Annotated in this window: 16 protein-coding genes and 1 tRNA gene; 16 read left to right on the top strand and 1 reads right to left on the bottom strand. The window is 64.1% G+C overall.

All coding sequences use genetic code 11. From position 1 onward, the window contains the following. Window positions 1-3: 3 nt before the first annotated feature. The 11 genes from I6F28_RS19355 (at window position 4) to I6F28_RS19305 (ending at window position 7,350) form a co-directional block, all read left to right on the top strand. Window positions 4-312 carry an EthD family reductase gene (locus I6F28_RS19355; protein ID WP_225140520.1) on the top strand — a complete coding sequence of 103 codons (309 nt, stop codon included), beginning with the start codon at window positions 4-6 and terminating at the stop codon, window positions 310-312. Window positions 313-503: 191 nt separating this feature from the next. Next, entirely contained in the window at window positions 504-1,013 is a 510-nt protein-coding gene (locus I6F28_RS19350) for a hypothetical protein (protein ID WP_225140519.1), read from the top strand. 171 nt (window positions 1,014-1,184) lie between these two features. Further along, complete coding sequence (locus I6F28_RS19345) at window positions 1,185-2,009, top strand: alpha/beta fold hydrolase (protein ID WP_225140518.1); 825 nt, start codon at window positions 1,185-1,187, stop codon at window positions 2,007-2,009. Between the two features lie 140 nt (window positions 2,010-2,149). Then, window positions 2,150-2,593 (top strand): DUF2948 family protein, encoded by a 444-nt coding sequence (locus I6F28_RS19340; protein WP_036014359.1) that lies wholly within the window; start codon window positions 2,150-2,152, stop codon window positions 2,591-2,593. Between the two features lie 139 nt (window positions 2,594-2,732). Further along, a complete protein-coding gene (gene hisD / locus I6F28_RS19335) occupies window positions 2,733-4,028 on the top strand; it encodes a histidinol dehydrogenase (protein ID WP_225113372.1) in 1,296 nt (431 codons plus the stop codon). Next, window positions 4,025-4,522: a UPF0262 family protein gene (locus tag I6F28_RS19330; RefSeq protein WP_025032375.1), complete on the top strand. Its 498-nt coding sequence runs from the start codon at window positions 4,025-4,027 to the stop codon at window positions 4,520-4,522. The genes hisD and I6F28_RS19330 overlap by 4 nt, the downstream gene beginning before the upstream one ends. Window positions 4,523-4,528: 6 nt before the next feature. Next, a complete protein-coding gene (locus I6F28_RS19325) occupies window positions 4,529-4,996 on the top strand; it encodes an arsenate-mycothiol transferase ArsC (RefSeq protein WP_225140517.1) in 468 nt (155 codons plus the stop codon). 154 nt (window positions 4,997-5,150) lie between these two features. Continuing rightward, window positions 5,151-5,780: a Maf-like protein gene (locus I6F28_RS19320; protein WP_057027605.1), complete on the top strand. Its 630-nt coding sequence runs from the start codon at window positions 5,151-5,153 to the stop codon at window positions 5,778-5,780. A 166-nt stretch (window positions 5,781-5,946) separates the two neighbouring features. Beyond that, window positions 5,947-6,129, top strand: coding sequence for a DNA gyrase inhibitor YacG (gene yacG, locus I6F28_RS19315; protein WP_036027000.1), 183 nt, complete (start codon window positions 5,947-5,949; stop codon window positions 6,127-6,129). A gap of 186 nt (window positions 6,130-6,315) precedes the next feature. Further along, window positions 6,316-6,391, top strand: a tRNA-Phe gene (locus I6F28_RS19310). Between the two features lie 239 nt (window positions 6,392-6,630). Then, window positions 6,631-7,350 carry a hypothetical protein gene (locus tag I6F28_RS19305; RefSeq protein WP_036027003.1) on the top strand — a complete coding sequence of 240 codons (720 nt, stop codon included), beginning with the start codon at window positions 6,631-6,633 and terminating at the stop codon, window positions 7,348-7,350. Between the two features lie 109 nt (window positions 7,351-7,459). Here the strand turns inward: I6F28_RS19305 and I6F28_RS19300 are convergent, their stop codons facing one another. Then, a complete protein-coding gene (locus I6F28_RS19300) occupies window positions 7,460-8,401 on the bottom strand; it encodes a GlxA family transcriptional regulator (RefSeq protein WP_225140516.1) in 942 nt (313 codons plus the stop codon). A gap of 147 nt (window positions 8,402-8,548) precedes the next feature. Between I6F28_RS19300 and I6F28_RS19295 the strand changes: the two genes are divergently transcribed. From I6F28_RS19295 to I6F28_RS37510, 5 genes are all read left to right on the top strand, one after another. Next, window positions 8,549-9,568, top strand: a complete 1,020-nt coding sequence (locus I6F28_RS19295; protein ID WP_225140515.1) for an alcohol dehydrogenase catalytic domain-containing protein — start codon at window positions 8,549-8,551, stop codon at window positions 9,566-9,568. Window positions 9,569-9,631: 63 nt separating this feature from the next. Further along, window positions 9,632-10,456, top strand: a complete 825-nt coding sequence (locus I6F28_RS19290; protein WP_225113367.1) for an alpha/beta fold hydrolase — start codon at window positions 9,632-9,634, stop codon at window positions 10,454-10,456. Between the two features lie 487 nt (window positions 10,457-10,943). Then, on the top strand, window positions 10,944-11,576 hold the full coding sequence (locus I6F28_RS19285; RefSeq protein WP_057027610.1) for a DUF1326 domain-containing protein: 633 nt from the start codon (window positions 10,944-10,946) through the stop codon (window positions 11,574-11,576). 174 nt (window positions 11,577-11,750) lie between these two features. Continuing rightward, on the top strand, window positions 11,751-12,416 hold the full coding sequence (locus I6F28_RS19280; RefSeq protein WP_346656741.1) for a DUF2182 domain-containing protein: 666 nt from the start codon (window positions 11,751-11,753) through the stop codon (window positions 12,414-12,416). Between the two features lie 339 nt (window positions 12,417-12,755). Further along, on the top strand, window positions 12,756-15,323 hold the full coding sequence (locus tag I6F28_RS37510; protein WP_276573432.1) for a bifunctional diguanylate cyclase/phosphodiesterase: 2,568 nt from the start codon (window positions 12,756-12,758) through the stop codon (window positions 15,321-15,323). Window positions 15,324-15,327 lie beyond the last annotated feature (4 nt).

Below are 15,327 nucleotides of genomic sequence, written 5' to 3'. Positions count from 1 at the left end.
CAAATGGCTGAAGTCGTCGTGCTCTACAAGACACCCAAGGATGCTGCCGCCTTCGACAAATACTATGCCGAGACGCACATCCCGCTCGCCAAGAAGCTTCCCGGCCTGAAGAACTACGCCGTCAGCAAAGGGCCGGTCGCATCTCCCGCAGGCCCTTCCGGAATCCATCTCGTCGCCATCCTCACCTTCGACAGCGTGGCCGACGTTCAGGCCGCCTTTGGCAGCGAGGAAGGCAAGGCAACCGGCGCCGACGTGCCGAAATTCGCCAGCGGCGGTGCCGACATCCTGATCTTCGATACCAAGAACGTGTGAGTTCGATTCAACTTTCGTCGAAAGCCTGCCGTCGTTTGTGACAGCGCTGCAAAAAGTTCAGCCATGCGTTTTTCGATTTCGCACGACGACGCATGGCTGCGCTCATGCATGTGACGACAACGCAGGTGGTAATCCGATGAGGACCGTAATACTATTCTCGTCACCTCAATGCAGAGAGTAGGAGAGATGTCATGGTGCTTGGCCTAAGCCTGCCCGCCCTTACGCTGATCCATGTCATCATCAGCCTGATTGCCATCGTCGCCGGGCTCGTCGTGATGTTCGGACTGCTCGGCTCTAAGTCGATGCCGGGCCTGACCGCGATCTTCCTGCTGTTCACCATTCTCACCAGCGCGACTGGTTTCCTGTTTCCATTCAAGGAGCTGCTGCCCTCGCACATCATCGGCATCATCTCGCTGGTGCTGCTCGCGATCGCCTGTTTCGCGCTCTACAGCATGAAGCTCGCCGGCGTCTGGCGCCCAGTTTACATCGTGACCGCGATGATCTCGCTCTATTTCAACGTCTTCGTGCTGGTGATCCAGTCGTTCCTCAAGGTGCCCGCGCTTGCCGCGCTCGCGCCCGCCGTGCCCCCGGCGCCGCCATCGGGACCGGTGTTCGCCGTGGTGCAGGGCATCGTGCTGGTATTTTTCGTCGTGCTGACCATCGGCGCCTGGCGGCGCTACAAGCCCCTGGCGTTTGCCTGAAAGATCGCGCGAGCGCGGCGCGCGTTCACCCGTCATTCTGGGGCATCGCGCAGCGATGAACTCTGGTGCGCAATCGCGCACCAGAGAATCCCGATTTATCAATCTCCAGATTCCGGGTTCGCGCTGACGCGCGTCCCGGAATGACGTCTCTCATTGAAAGGAGCCCCCACCATGCCCACCATCACCACCAAAGACGGCGTCGAGATCTTCTACAAGGACTGGGGCTCGGGCCAGCCGATCGTGTTCAGCCATGGCTGGCCGCTGTCGTCGGACGATTGGGACGCGCAGATGATGTACTTCATCACGCGCGGCTATCGCGTCATCGCCCATGACCGCCGCGGCCACGGCCGCTCGGCGCAGGTCGCCGATGGTCACGACATGGATCATTATGCCGACGATCTCGCCGCGCTCACCGCGCATCTCGACCTCAAGAACGCCCTCCATGTCGGCCATTCCACCGGCGGCGGCGAGGTCGTGCACTACATTGCCCGTCACGGCGAGAGCCGCGTCGCGAAGGCCGCGATCCTCTCGGCGGTGCCGCCGCTGATGGTGCAGACCGCGGCCAATCCCGGCGGCCTGCCGAAGAGCGTGTTCGACGATTTCCAGGCCCAGCTTGCCGCCGGCCGCTCGGCCTTCTACCGCGACATCGCCGCCGGCCCGTTCTACGGCTACAACCGCCCCGGCGCAAAACCGCTGGAAGCGGTGATCGAGAACTGGTGGCGCCAGGGCATGATGGGTGGCGCGAAAGCGCATTACGACGGCATCGTCGCGTTCTCGCAAACCGATTTCACTGAGGATCTGAAGAAGATCAACGTCCCGGTTCTGGTGATGCATGGCGACGACGACCAGATCGTGCCATACGCGGACTCGGCGCCGCTCTCGGCCAAGCTGCTCAAGAAAGGCATCCTGAAGACCTACAAGGGATTCCCCCACGGCATGCCGACCACGCATGCCGAGACGATCAACGCGGATCTCCTGGCGTTCTTCAGGGAGTGAGGTTTCACGACTCTCACCCTCCCTTGTTGTGGGAATGGGTGGCTCGCCGCGTAGCGGCGAGCCGGACGAGGGCTTAACTTGTGTGGAAATTTCGGGGCTCGCGCGCGTTGAGCCCCGTCCACTCAAGGAGAGGCGCGGCGATGTCGCCCCAGCTCAAACTGATCGCTCTCGACGCCGACGACCTCGCCGTGATCTCGACCCATGTCCAGGACGCCCGCGTTCAGGCTTCCGATATCATTTGGCGGCAGGGCGAGAAACGGCTTGTGGTCGGAATGAGCCGGCTGGACTGGGAGCAGACCTTGGAGGGCGAGACCGAGCCGCGCCGGCTGGTCGCAGCGCTCCGTTTCGACCGTGTGCTCGCCTGCAAGTCGCGCAACATTGACCTCGCCGCGCCGGACAAGATCCTGGATCTCGTCGGCATTGAATTTCACCCCCGGGACGGCCGCGCCGAGGAGCCCGGCGGCAGCGCCCTGCTTTTGTTCGCCCAGGGCGGCGCCATCCGCCTGGACGTCGAGTGTCTGGAATGCGAGCTGACCGACCTCGGGGCCGACACGCTGGGCACTGGAGTCCAGGGGGAGGGCTGAAGAGGCCGTATACCAGCCGAATGGGCCCTGGCTGGGATGGCATCTGCCGAGGGTTGACGCAGCTTCCCCGCCGCGCCATTGAGCAGGGGACCTGGTGCGCCGACCCGCCCCTCAAGACCAGCCGGAAGCCAAGCGAAACATGCCCGTTCGCCTCGACCGCAGCAGCGCTGATTTCGACCAGCGATTCGCCGCCTTCCTCGCCGCCAAGCGCGAGGCGTCGGCCGACGTCGAGGCCGCCGCGCGCGCGATCGTCGACGACGTGGCCAAGCGTGGCGACGCCGCCCTGCTCGAGGCGACGGCCAAGTTCGACCGCTTGAGGCTGGACGCATCCTCCTTGCGCGTCTCCGCCGCCGAGATCGAGGCCGCCGTCAAGGCCTGCGAGCCTGCGACGCTGGATGCACTCAAGCTCGCGCGCGACCGCATCGAGACCTATCACCGCCGCCAGCTGCCGAAGGACGAGCGCTTCACCGACCCGCTCGGCGTCGAGCTTGGTTGGCGCTACACCGCGATCGAATCCGCCGGCCTCTACGTCCCCGGCGGCACGGCGGCCTATCCGTCATCGGTGCTGATGAATGCCGTGCCGGCGAAAGTCGCCGGCGTGTCGCGCCTCGTGATGGTGGTGCCCTCGCCGGACGGCAAGCTCAATCCGCTGGTCCTGGCGGCCGCCCATCTCGGCGGCGTCACCGAGATCTACCGTGTCGGCGGTGCGCAGGCGGTGGCCGCGCTGGCGCATGGCACCGCGACCATCGCGCCGGTCGCCAAGATTGTCGGCCCGGGCAATGCCTATGTCGCTGCCGCGAAACGGCTGGTGTTCGGCAAGGTCGGCATCGACATGATCGCCGGCCCCTCGGAGGTGCTCGTCATTGCCGACGACACCGGCAACGCCGATTGGATCGCCGCTGACCTCTTGGCGCAGGCCGAGCACGATTCCAGCGCGCAGTCGATCCTGATCACGGACTCGGCGCGCCTTGCCGCCGACGTCGAAAAGGCGGTCGAGGCGCAGCTGAAGACGCTGCCGCGCGCCGCGATCGCCAGCGCGTCCTGGGCCGATTTCGGCGCCGTTATCATGGTGAAGAACCTGGGCGACGCCGTCCCGCTTGCCGACGCCATCGCGGCCGAGCATCTCGAGATCATGACCGTCGATCCCGACGCGCTCGCGGCGAAGATCCGCAATGCCGGCGCGGTGTTCCTCGGACCGCACACGCCCGAAGCGATCGGCGATTATGTCGGCGGCTCCAACCACGTTCTGCCGACGGCGCGCTCGGCGCGGTTTTCCTCCGGCCTCTCGGTGCACGACTTCATGAAGCGCACCTCGATCCTGAAATGCGGGCCCGACCAATTGCGTGCGCTGGGTCCGGCCGCGATGACGCTCGGCAAGGCGGAGGGGCTGGATGCCCATTCCCGCTCGATTGGATTGCGCCTCAATCTGTCATGACAAAGCCGCCCGCACAGGACGACTCAACTAATCGCATCGTCGGCGTCACGCTCGACGAGGAATCGATTGGCCGTTCCGGGCCCGACATCGAGCACGAGCGGGCGATCGCGATCTACGATCTGATCGAGCAGAACCTGTTTGCGCCCGAGGGCGCGGACGGCAAGGGCCCGTTCACGCTGCATATCGGCATCACCGGCAACCGGCTGATGTTCGACATCCGCCGCGAGGACGGCACGCCCGTGGTCGCGCATCTGTTGTCGCTGACGCCGTTCCGGCGGATCGTGAAAGACTATTTCATGATCTGCGACAGCTATTACCAGGCGATCCGCACCGCGACTCCCGACAAGATCGAGGCCATCGACATGGGCCGCCGCGGCATCCACGACGAGGGATCGCGCACGCTCCAGGAGCGGCTGAAAGGCAAGGTGCGGGTCGACTTCGAGACCTCGCGCCGGCTGTTCACGCTCATTACTGTTCTCCATTGGAAGGGTTGATCACGGATGGCTGCGCCCCCACGCGCACGCGATCCGCAATCGGTGCTGTTCGCCTGTGCGATGAACAGCGTGCGCTCGCCGATGGCCGAGAGCCTGTTGCAGCACATGTTTCCGCAAGGCCTCTACGTGAAGTCGGCCGGCAACAGGAAGGGCGAGCTCGATCCCTTCGCCGTCGCCGTGATGAGCGAGCTCGGCCAGGACATCTCCGGCCACAAGCCGCAGACCTTCGAGGAGCTGGAGGATTGGGAGGGACTGAATTTCGACCTCATCATCACGCTCTCGCCCGAGGCGCATCACAAGGCGCTGGAGCTGACGCGAACGCTCGCGGCCGAGGTCGAATACTGGCCGACGCAGGATCCCACCACCATCGAAGGCAGCCGCGACCAGAAGTTAGCTGCCTATCGCGAGGTCTGCGATCAGCTCCTGATGCGCATCCGGCGGCGCTTCGCCAAGGTCGGCGCGGCGAGCGGGTAGCATCAGCCCGCCGTAACACCCGCGTCACAGAGAGCAGGCACAGCCGTGGCGGATACCTCGAATCACCAAACTCCGGTTCCCGGGTTGTGAAATCAGCCCCCTTCCGATAGGTTCCGCGCGCAATTCACCCCTGCCTCATCTTCCAAATCACCTGATGCTTGGCCGCCCCAAATTCGTACTTGCCTCCGGCTCGCCGCGTCGGCTGTCGCTGCTCAACCAGGCCGGCATCGAGCCGGATGCGCTCCGGCCGGCCGACGTCGACGAGACGCCGAAGCGGGGCGAGCTGCCGCGCGCCTGCGCCAACCGGCTGGCCAGGGCCAAGGCCGACGCTGCGCTGAAATCCGTGCAGCTCGACGACGAGCTGCGCGGCGCCTTCATCCTCGCCGCCGACACGGTGGTGGCGGTCGGCCGCCGCATCCTGCCCAAGGCCAATCTGGTCGACGAGGCCGCGCAGTGCCTGCGGCTGCTGTCGGGCCGCAACCACCGCGTCTACACCGCGATCTGCCTGGTCACGCCGCGCGAGGCTTTCCGCCAGCGTCTGGTCGAGACGCGCGTGCGCTTCAAGCGCCTGTCCGAGGACGACATCCAGGCCTATATCGGCTCCGGCGAATGGCGCGGCAAAGCCGGCGGCTACGCCGTGCAGGGCATCGCCGGATCCTTCGTGGTCAAGATGGTGGGGTCCTACACCAACGTCGTCGGCCTGCCGCTGTACGAGACCACGACGCTGCTCGGCGGCGAGGGCTTTCCGATCCGCTTCGGCTGGCTCAATACCACCGCGGTGTGAGCCCAAGTGAGCCCAAGGGCCGCGCCGACAAAAACCTCGAAAACAACCCCATGCACAGTAGAATGGCCCTGCCGGGTCCGCGCCGCGGCGCATGCGCGGCTGCACCGGGAACCCGTTTCCGGGCAGGCTCTTGAACCCCGTCACCCCGTGTAAGCTGCCGACATCCATGGACGACCAGGTCAACAAGCCCACCGGCCCGCTCAAAACCTGCCCGATCTGCGGCAAGCCGCAGACGCAGGCCACCCGTCCGTTCTGCTCCTCGCGCTGTCGCGACGTCGACCTGAACCGCTGGCTGAAGGGCTCCTACGTCATCCCCGGCCGCGACGACGAAACCGACGACGTCGAATAATCGAGCTGTATCAAAGCTTTAATTACCTCGCTGAAGCGCCGAGCAGCAGCCGCAGCAACCCCGCCCGATCTTGTGCACAGAAGGGCCGCGCCCGGCGCAGCCACTTGGCGAAGCCGGGTGGACAGGCCGCTCCGAGCCCACTATAAACCGCCCGCTCGATGGGCTTTGGCCCCTCTCTTGGAGCACGCCCAGGTAGCTCAGTTGGTAGAGCATGCGACTGAAAATCGCAGTGTCGGTGGTTCGATTCCGCCCCTGGGCACCAATCTACGCTTTTCCACACTGAAGCACGATCTCGTACGATAGCGCTTGCCAGATGACCGGCGCGAAGCGCGCTCGCGTTTTTCTTTTCTCTTCCTGGAGCTTGCCAAGAGGCATCTGGAAAACCCGGCGCGCGGCGGCGTCTGGAATCAAGGCATCTAAGTCGTTCGGCAGGCTTGGCCGACCGCCTAGGCTCCCGCTAAAGGCTGCGCGATCCCGCGCGGCTTCCGCAGGAGCCCAACCATGAAGCAACTCAAGGATATAGCCATCGAAGCCCATGGAGGCCTCGATCGGTGGCGGCAGTTCGAGCAGGTGTCGGCCGATCTTGTGCAGGGCGGCGTCCTGTGGTCCTTGAAGGGACAGGCAGTCACCCTCGAGCGGACCAACGTCACCGTGGGTCTGAAGAGGCAGTGGGCGTCACACGCTCCGTTCGGCGCTGACCATCGCCGCTCGCGCTTTGAGCCGAGCCGGGTGGCTCTGGAAGCAGACAACGGAACGGTTCTCGAAGAGCTGCTTGAGCCGCGCGCGAGCTTTGCCGGCCATGAGTTGCAAACGCCGTGGACTGAACTGCAACTCGCCTACTTCGCCGGCTGCGCGATGTGGACCTATCTGAACATGCCGTTCCTGCTTGCCTGGCCGAGACTTGAGACCGAGGAACTGGAGCCCTGGCCGACCGACAGCGGAGACTGGCGCCGCCTTGCGGTGCGATTTCCGGCAGAGATCGCGACGCACAGCACCGTGCAGACGCTCTATTTCGACGGTGAGGGGCTGCTGAAGCGCCACGACTACAACGTCGAGATCTCCGGCAACACGCCCGGCGCGCATATCATCGAAGACTACACGGAAGTCTCGGGCATCAAATTCCCGACGAAACGCCGGATCTATTCCCGCCAGCCAGACGGCAGCTTCAGCACCGAGCCCCTCGTCGTTTCGATCGATCTTTCCAACATCCGGCTCAGCTAGCGATGAGCCTTTGGAATCCAAACTCGACGGCGTGAGAAGCCGGTGGCCTTATGACGATTGATCCGACATGGGCCGCCTTCTCACACGCATTGCCGCGGTCGCGCGTCGATCATAGTGCGGCCAGCGGTCCGGCATCATTGCGGATGGCTCTAGGGACCTCCCCAAGCACGCGCGCAAACGCCAGACGCATCCGCTCTCGGTTCGCGAACCCCACCTCGCGAGCGATGACCTCGATCGGCCACCGACTTTGTTCCAGCATCAACTTCGCGGCTTCGACACGCAACGCTTCGACCGCCTTTGCGGGCGTGGTGCCGGTTTCCGCCCGAAACAGCCGCGTGAACTGCCGGGGGCTGAGGCACGCGGCCTCGGCAAGCTCGTCAACGGTGAGGTTTTCGGCAAGGTTCTGACGAGCGTAGTTCAGCACGCGCTGGACCCGATCTTCATTCGCGCCGAGGTCCAGCAAAGTGGAATGCTGGGACTGTCCGCCTGAGCGGCGATGGTACATGACCATGCCCTTCGCGACCGAACGGGCAATATCGGAGCCGTGGTCGCGCTCGATCATGCCCACGACTAGGTCCGTTCCCGCGGTCATGCCGGCTGACGTCCATATCGGTCCGTCCGCGATGAAGATCTTGTCCATGTCGACCTCGCAGCTGGGGAAACGGTCCTGCAGCGCCTGCGCGTAACGCCAATGCGTGGTGGCGCGCCGGCCGTTCAGCAAGCCCGCATCTCCCAGGACGAACGAGCCCAGGCAGATGGCGGCGACGCGGCGCGCGTCGCGAGCAGCAGCGCGAAGCAGCCGGACCAATCCCGGCGACGAGGTCGGTATCTCCAGGCCCGCGGCGACGATCAGCGTGTCATAGCGAGCATCGTCGATTGGGTCCGTCATGACCTGCATGCCGGATGACGAGGCGACCAGTCCTCCTTCCTCCGAGAGGACGCGCACGTCATAGACCTTCTCGCCGGCCTGCTTGTTGGCCACGTCGAACGCTGCGACGGCTCCGAAGCAGACGGGTTGGAAACTCGGGCAAAGGACGAGGCCGATCTTCATGCTTTCTCCGCGACGGTTGCTAATCGCCTAGATGGTCGTTCCAGCGATGTTTCGCCATGCATGGCCGGAATGATGGCATCTACGTCCTGTCGGCTTGGGCAGGCCGCTGGTAGCGCTCCGACAGGTTTTTCAGACCTTGGAGCTTTCATGTCGAGCGATCCGACGACATACAGCGCTGTTCAGGCCGTCGCGCCGGGACAGCTCGAACTGACGCAAAAGCCGCTTGTCGATCCCGGCCCCGGGCAGGTCCGCCTTCGCGTCGAGGCCTGCGGTGTCTGCCACTCCGACGCCGCGACCGTCGAAGGGGCTTTTCCGATCCAATGGCCGCGCGTGCCGGGCCACGAGGCTGTAGGCGTGATCGACGCGGTCGGCAGCAACGTCGAGGGTTGGACGCTCGGGCAGCGCGTCGGCATCGGCTTCCTCGGAGGTAGTTGCGGACACTGTGCAGAGTGCCGCGGCGGCGATCTCGTCAATTGCCGGAACCAGGAGTTCACCGGCGTTCATCATGACGGGGGCTACGCGCAGTACATGCTCGCGCGCTCAAGTGGCCTCGTGTCGATTCCCGATGGGCTCGCCTCGGAATACGCCGCTCCGCTGCTCTGCGCCGGACTGACGACCTTCAGCGCGCTCCGCAACTCTCCCGCTCGCGCCGGCGATCTGGTCGCCGTGATCGGCATTGGCGGCCTCGGGCACCTCGCCGTGCAGTTCGCCCGGCGCATGGGCTTCGAGGTCGTGGCGATTGGGCGCGGACCGGACAAAGGTGGTCTCGCCGGAAAGCTTGGCGCCCACCATTATGTCGACAGCTCGAGCGTCGCGGTTGCTTCCGCGCTGCAGGATCTGGGCGGCGCGCAGCTCGTCGTCATCACCGCGTCAGGTGGTAGAGCTGTGGCAGACGCGGTGAAGGGGCTTCGGCCGCGCGGCCGGATCATCGCGCTCGGCGCATCTCCCGAACCTGCGGAGATCGCGACGTCCGACCTCCTGTTCGGCGAGCGTTCGATCGAAGGCGCCTTGACCGGCGATCCAGCGACCGCCGATGCCACCTTGCGGTTCAGCTCGCTCGCTGGCGTTGCCGCCATGATCGAGACGATGCCGCTAGAACGCGCGCCGGAAGCGTATCGCAAGATGATGGCGGGCGAAGCCCGCTTTCGCATCGTCCTCACCATGTAGATGCGCTGCCAATCATCAGGATCGACTCCGCATCAAGCAAATGCAACTCACAAAGGAGCAACCATGTCGCTCGAAACCGCTAGAACAGAATCTTTGAACGTCGGCGATGTGCGCTTCGCCTTCCGGCGGCTCGGCCCGACGGCCGGGACGCCGCTCATCCTGCTGCAGCACTTCACCGGGACGATGGATGCCTGGGATCCGGCAGTGGTGAATAGCCTTGCTGAAACGCGGCCGGTCATTGCGTTCAACAATCTCGGCATAGGCACCTCCACCGGCCGGACGCCCGACACGGTGGAGCAGATGGCCTCGGATGCCGAGACATTCATACGAGGCCTTGATCTGCCAAAGGTTGACCTCCTCGGCTTCTCCCTCGGCGGCATGCTCACCCAAGTGCTTGCCGTGCAGCACCCCGGCTTGATCCGCAAGCTCATCATCGCCGGCGCTGCACCGCGCGGGGGCGAGGAACATCTGCTCGCCGTAGTCGACGAAGCCTTCGCTCAAAGCGGGACGGATGTGCGGTTGCCCCTGTTCTTCACACCCTCCGAAGAAAGTCAGCGCGCCGGCCGCGCTTTCGTCGCCCGCGCAACCATGCGCAAGGAGGATCGTGATCCGGACAGCGGCGAGGATGTCAGCAACGCGCAGGCGAAGGCAATCATTGGCTGGTGCGCCAGGAAGCATGAAGGCGAAGCGACGCTCCGCGCCATCGCGCAGCCTACGCTCATCGTGCACGGCAGCGACGACACGATGTTTCCGAGCATCAACGCCTACAACATGTTCAAGGCTATGAAGAACGCCCAGCTCGTTCTCTATCCGGACTCCGGCCACGGCGCGCTGTTCCAGTATCCAGCGAGGTTCGTCGCCCATTGCCGAACCTTCCTGGACGAGTGAGGGAAGAGATCGATGCCAATCTTCAGCAACTGGCGATCGAAGCCCATGGCGGCCTCGATCGGTTTCGGCAGTTCTCGTTCCTCACGGCGCGGCTTCACCAATTTGGCATCCTCTGGAATCCGAAGGGAAAGCCGGACGTGCTCACTCATGCCAATACGTTCTTGTTGCTTGCTAGAAATTCTCTCGATATTTCAATTACAAGAGCGTCGGAGAGCGCATCCCGCCCCTGCGCACCACGCCCCGGACGTCGGACATCCCCCGAGCTGTAGCTGCCCCCGAGCCACGACCCTCGTCCGCTATACGCAGCCGGCCGCCGCTGATATGATCCTCCGACAGTAAACGGCAGCTCGCCACCAGACTATTTCTGCGATGCCGGCCTTCTGATCGGATCTCGATCCCGCTCGCGCCTTTTCGCATTGCTTCGACAAGAACGCTGAACAAATTCGTCAACGGCTGCCGCGTCCCCGCTCACATCAGGAGATGTGCCATGACTGCATCGGACTGGCGTCTCGAAGGCGAATGGATGAAGAACTGCACCTGTGCGTTCGGCTGCCCCTGCGATTTCAACGCACGGCCGACCCAAGGCTATTGCAAGGGATTGGTCGCCATGCGGATCGCCAAGGGACATTTCGAAGGGACCAGGCTCGATGGTCTCTGCTTTGCGATCACGGTCGATTTCCCCGGGCCGCTGCATGAGGGCAACGGGACAATCCAGCCCATCATCGACGAACGCGCCACGGCGGAGCAGCGACAGGCGTTGTTCGATATCTTCTCCGGTAAGCATTCGGCCGAAGGCACGCTGTTCCAGATCGTCAGCATGATCGTCACCAAGATCCATGATCCGGTGTTTGTGCCGTTCGAGTTCTCCTTCGACAAGGACGGACGCGTCGCACGACTCGTCGCCAAGGGCGTGCTCGAGACCGATGTCGAGCCGATCAAGAATCCGGTGACCGGTGATCCGCACCGCATCCAGGTGGTCATGCCCGAAGGGTTCGAACATCGGGCGGCCGAGGTCGCATCCGCCGACATCCGCTCGACCGGCGCGATCCGGTTCGAGACCCGCGCTACGCATAGCTCGCTCGCCAATGTCGTGCAGACGCCCAAGGGCGTTGCGGCATGATGCGGCGCTGACACCGACACGAGATCTCGGTGTCAGCTCCTCGTCGCCATGGACAAGTCGATGCAGGAGCGCTCGATACTCGAACACTTGCTCCACCGCGACCGGCTGATCGTCGCGATCGGGACCGCCGCAGTGGTCGCGCTCGCCTGGGCCTATCTCGCTGCGGGCGCCGGCATGGACACCGAGATGATGGCCGACATGCCGGACATGGCGCCGATGCCGTGGACGCCGTTCTATGCGGCGCTGCTGTTCGTGATGTGGTGGGTGATGATGGTCGCGATGATGGCGCCGAGCGCGGTGCCCACCGTTCTCCTGTATGCGACCGTCAAGCGAAGGCAGGAGGCTGCCTCCCGCGCCGCAATCGATAGCTGGATCTTTCTCGCCGGTTATCTCGTGACGTGGGCCGGGTTCAGTCTCGCTGCGGTCCTGGTGCAAGCAGCATTCGAACGCTTCGGGTTGCTGTCGATGGCGATGGCAAGCACCAGCGCGATTCTGGGCGGCGGCGTGCTGATTGCAGCAGGGCTCTATCAGTTCACGCCGCTCAAACAGGCCTGCCTGCGCTACTGCGACAGTCCGCTGTTGTTTCTCAGTCGATATTGGCGGCCCGGCACGCGCGGCGCATTCCGGATGGGACTTCGCCACGGCAGCTACTGCGTCGGCTGCTGCTGGTTTCTGATGGTATTGCTGTTCGTCGGCGGCGTGATGAACCTGGCCTGGATCATCGGCATCGCGCTCTATGTCGCCGCCGAGAAGCTGCTGCCGTTCGGCCAACGGTTGAGTTATGCGGCAGGCGCGCTCCTCATCCTGTCCGGCACGATCGTCCTTGCGCGCGCGATGTGAAAAACGGTCCAAAGACGGTTAAAATGTGCCGCTTGCGACATGGCGATGTGCCTGATTGCCCAATACCAGCCGACCTCCGTGATGATACGGAGGCTTTGAGCTGAAGAATTGAGCTTCCTCCAAACAAAAACTTAAGGCTGTTTCGGCTACCTTCGCGCTATGAACGGCACCCGCGCGGGTGTCCCTGTGCAGTCGAGGCGGAGACAAGGCGATGCCAATACTGCGGGCGAGCGCAGTTCTGCCCTGGCGGCCGAAGCGGGGGTGCGCGTCGTGATTCCCGCAGGGGCAGTTCGCAAAGCCGGAAGAGCGATCCTGCGGAATGCTCCGCTGCAGATCGCATTGTTCTTTCTGCCGCTAGTCTGGATCGGCTATTTCGCAATTACCGCCTCCGAGCGGATGGATGCGATCCAGCAAGCGCGGTCGCACGGCAACAGCGTCGCCGAATTGTTCGAGGAGAACACCGAGCGCATCTTCGAGCGCGTGGATCAGTCGTTGCTGGTGGTACGGGCACTCTACGCCCAGGATCCGCAGGCCTTCAGCCTGAAGTTCTGGTCCGACAAGGCCCGCCTCGCCACCGGCGACGTGGTCCAGTTCGCTCTGATCGGATCGGACGGATACATGATCGAGACGACGGCGGGCTATTCCGGTCCGCCGCTTTATCTCGGTGATCGCGAGCACTTCATTCATACCATGTCGCAGGTCGACGATCGCCTTTACGTGGCGAAGCCGGTGCTGGGCCGCGCGTCCAAAAAGTGGACGATACAGCTCGCGAGAAAGCTGTTCGATCTCGCCGGCAATCCCGTCGGCGTGGTTGTCGGCTCGATCAGCGTCGACGTCGTCGGCAGGTTCTACGACACCGCAAAGCTCGGCGTCGGAGGAACGCTGGTGCTCAGGAATGCGAGCCACGTGGTGCTCGCCGCCCGGGGCGTGGACCAGGGGTCAGTGCTGGGACAAAGCGCGCCGAGCCGCGTCGCGGGCGAACTGGGCGACGGCTTCTATGCGCAATATTGGAACGAGAACCGACCGGACCGCAGCGACCGACTGATCACGGCGCGCAGGTCGCGCGCGTTTCCGCTCATCTTCACCGTCGGCATTTCGGAGCAGGAGATCTATTCCCGCTCCGCCTTCAGGCAGAAGGTCTATCTCGGCGGCGCGGTGCTGCTCACGTTCATCATCCTCGCCGCGACCACATTTCATTGGCGACGGCAGCAGGCGCTGGATCGCGCCCACCGTGAGCGGCGCGATCTTGCCAGCAAGTTCGAGGATGCGCTCAGGAACCTTCCCCAGGGCTTGAGCATGTTCGATGGCCGCGACCGTCTGATCGCGTTCAACCGGCAATGGCTCGAACTTTACAACCTCGTGCCGGAAGACATCCGGATCGGCATGGACTTCCGGGAGGTGTTCGCGAAGCAGACCGCCGTGCTCGACGTCGAAGCGTACCTCGTCGATTTGAAGAACCGGCTCGCCCAGTCGGAGCAGATCTCGAACACCGTGCAGTTTCCGGACGGACGGGTCGTCTACATCTCGTACGGCCGGCGCGAGGGCGGCGGCTGGGTTGCCACGCATGAGGACATCACCGAGCGCAAGGCGTCGGCGGACCGCATCGAGCGGCTCGCGCATTACGACAGCCTGACCGGCCTTGCCAATCGCAATCTGTTCAAGGAGCGCATCGACGAGGCGCTGGCCCGCCCGCGCCGGCCGGAGCCCGCGTTCGCCGTACTCCTGCTCGATCTCGACAAGTTCAAGTCGGTCAATGATGCGCTCGGCCATCAATGCGGCGACGCGTTGCTGAAGCAGGTTGCCGACCGGATCAAGGCGCAGATCCGTGATGCCGATACGGCGGCGCGAATCGGCGGCGACGAATTTGCCGTCATCTTGGCAGCCGGCGGGGCCGCGATGCGCGACGGCGCTGAAAGCCTGGCCGCGCGGCTGGTCGAAGCCATTGCCGAACCCTTTCACATCGATGGCCACCCCGTCGTGAGCGGCTGTAGCATTGGCCTTGCGCTCGTGCCCGAGCACGGCACGCGGGTCGACGAGATCCTTCGCAACGCCGATCTTGCGCTCTACAGGTCGAAGAATGCCGGCAGAAACTGCTTCCACGTCTATTCACCGGAGCTCAAGGCGGAAGCGGATCAACGCAACGTGCTCGAGATCGAGCTGCGTGAAGCGATCTGGCGTGAGGAGATAGAGCTGTTTTATCAGCCTGTGATCGAGCTCGGCACTGGTCGGGTAAAATCGGTCGAGGCCCTGGCGCGCTGGCATCACGCCACCAGGGGCTACGTCCCTCCGGCGGAGTTCATTGCGGTTGCCGAGGCGGGGGGACTGATCGTCGAGCTCGGCCACCAGGTGCTCGCCAGGGCCTGCCGCGATGCGATGAGCATGCCGGGCGACATCAAGGTCGCTGTCAATCTCTCCGCCCTGCAATTTGCCAGCGCCAATCTCGTCGACACCGTGACCTTTGCGTTGACGCAGAGCGGGCTTCCGCAGACCCGGCTCGAGCTCGAGATCACCGAAAGCGTATTTCTCGCCGACACCGAGGAGAACCTCAGGACGCTCCAGCGCCTCAAGGCGCTCGGCGTCTCCATTGCCCTCGACGATTTCGGTGTCGGATACTCGTCGTTGTCCTATTTGACGGCCTTTCCTTTCGACAAGGTCAAGATCGACAAATCCTTCATCGACAGGATCGATCGCTGCGAGACCGTCGCCGTGCTGAAATCCATCGTGCAGCTCGCAAAGACGCTGAAGCTGTCGATCGTCGCCGAGGGGGTCGAGTCCTCCGAACAGGTCAGACGGCTCCAATCACTCGGCATCCCGCTCGGCCAGGGATTTCACTTCAGCAAGCCCGTGCCGCTCACCGAACTCTCCTGGCAAGCCCCCACGGCGCGCCGGAAGCGGCGGGTGGCGTGAGTTG

Origin of the sequence: Bradyrhizobium sp. NBAIM14 (assembly GCF_020193895.1) — a bacterium.
Lineage (GTDB): Bacteria > Pseudomonadota > Alphaproteobacteria > Rhizobiales > Xanthobacteraceae > Bradyrhizobium > Bradyrhizobium yuanmingense.
The sequence above is the reverse complement of the archived record's forward strand: the minus strand, read 5'-3'. Positions and strand labels throughout refer to the sequence as shown.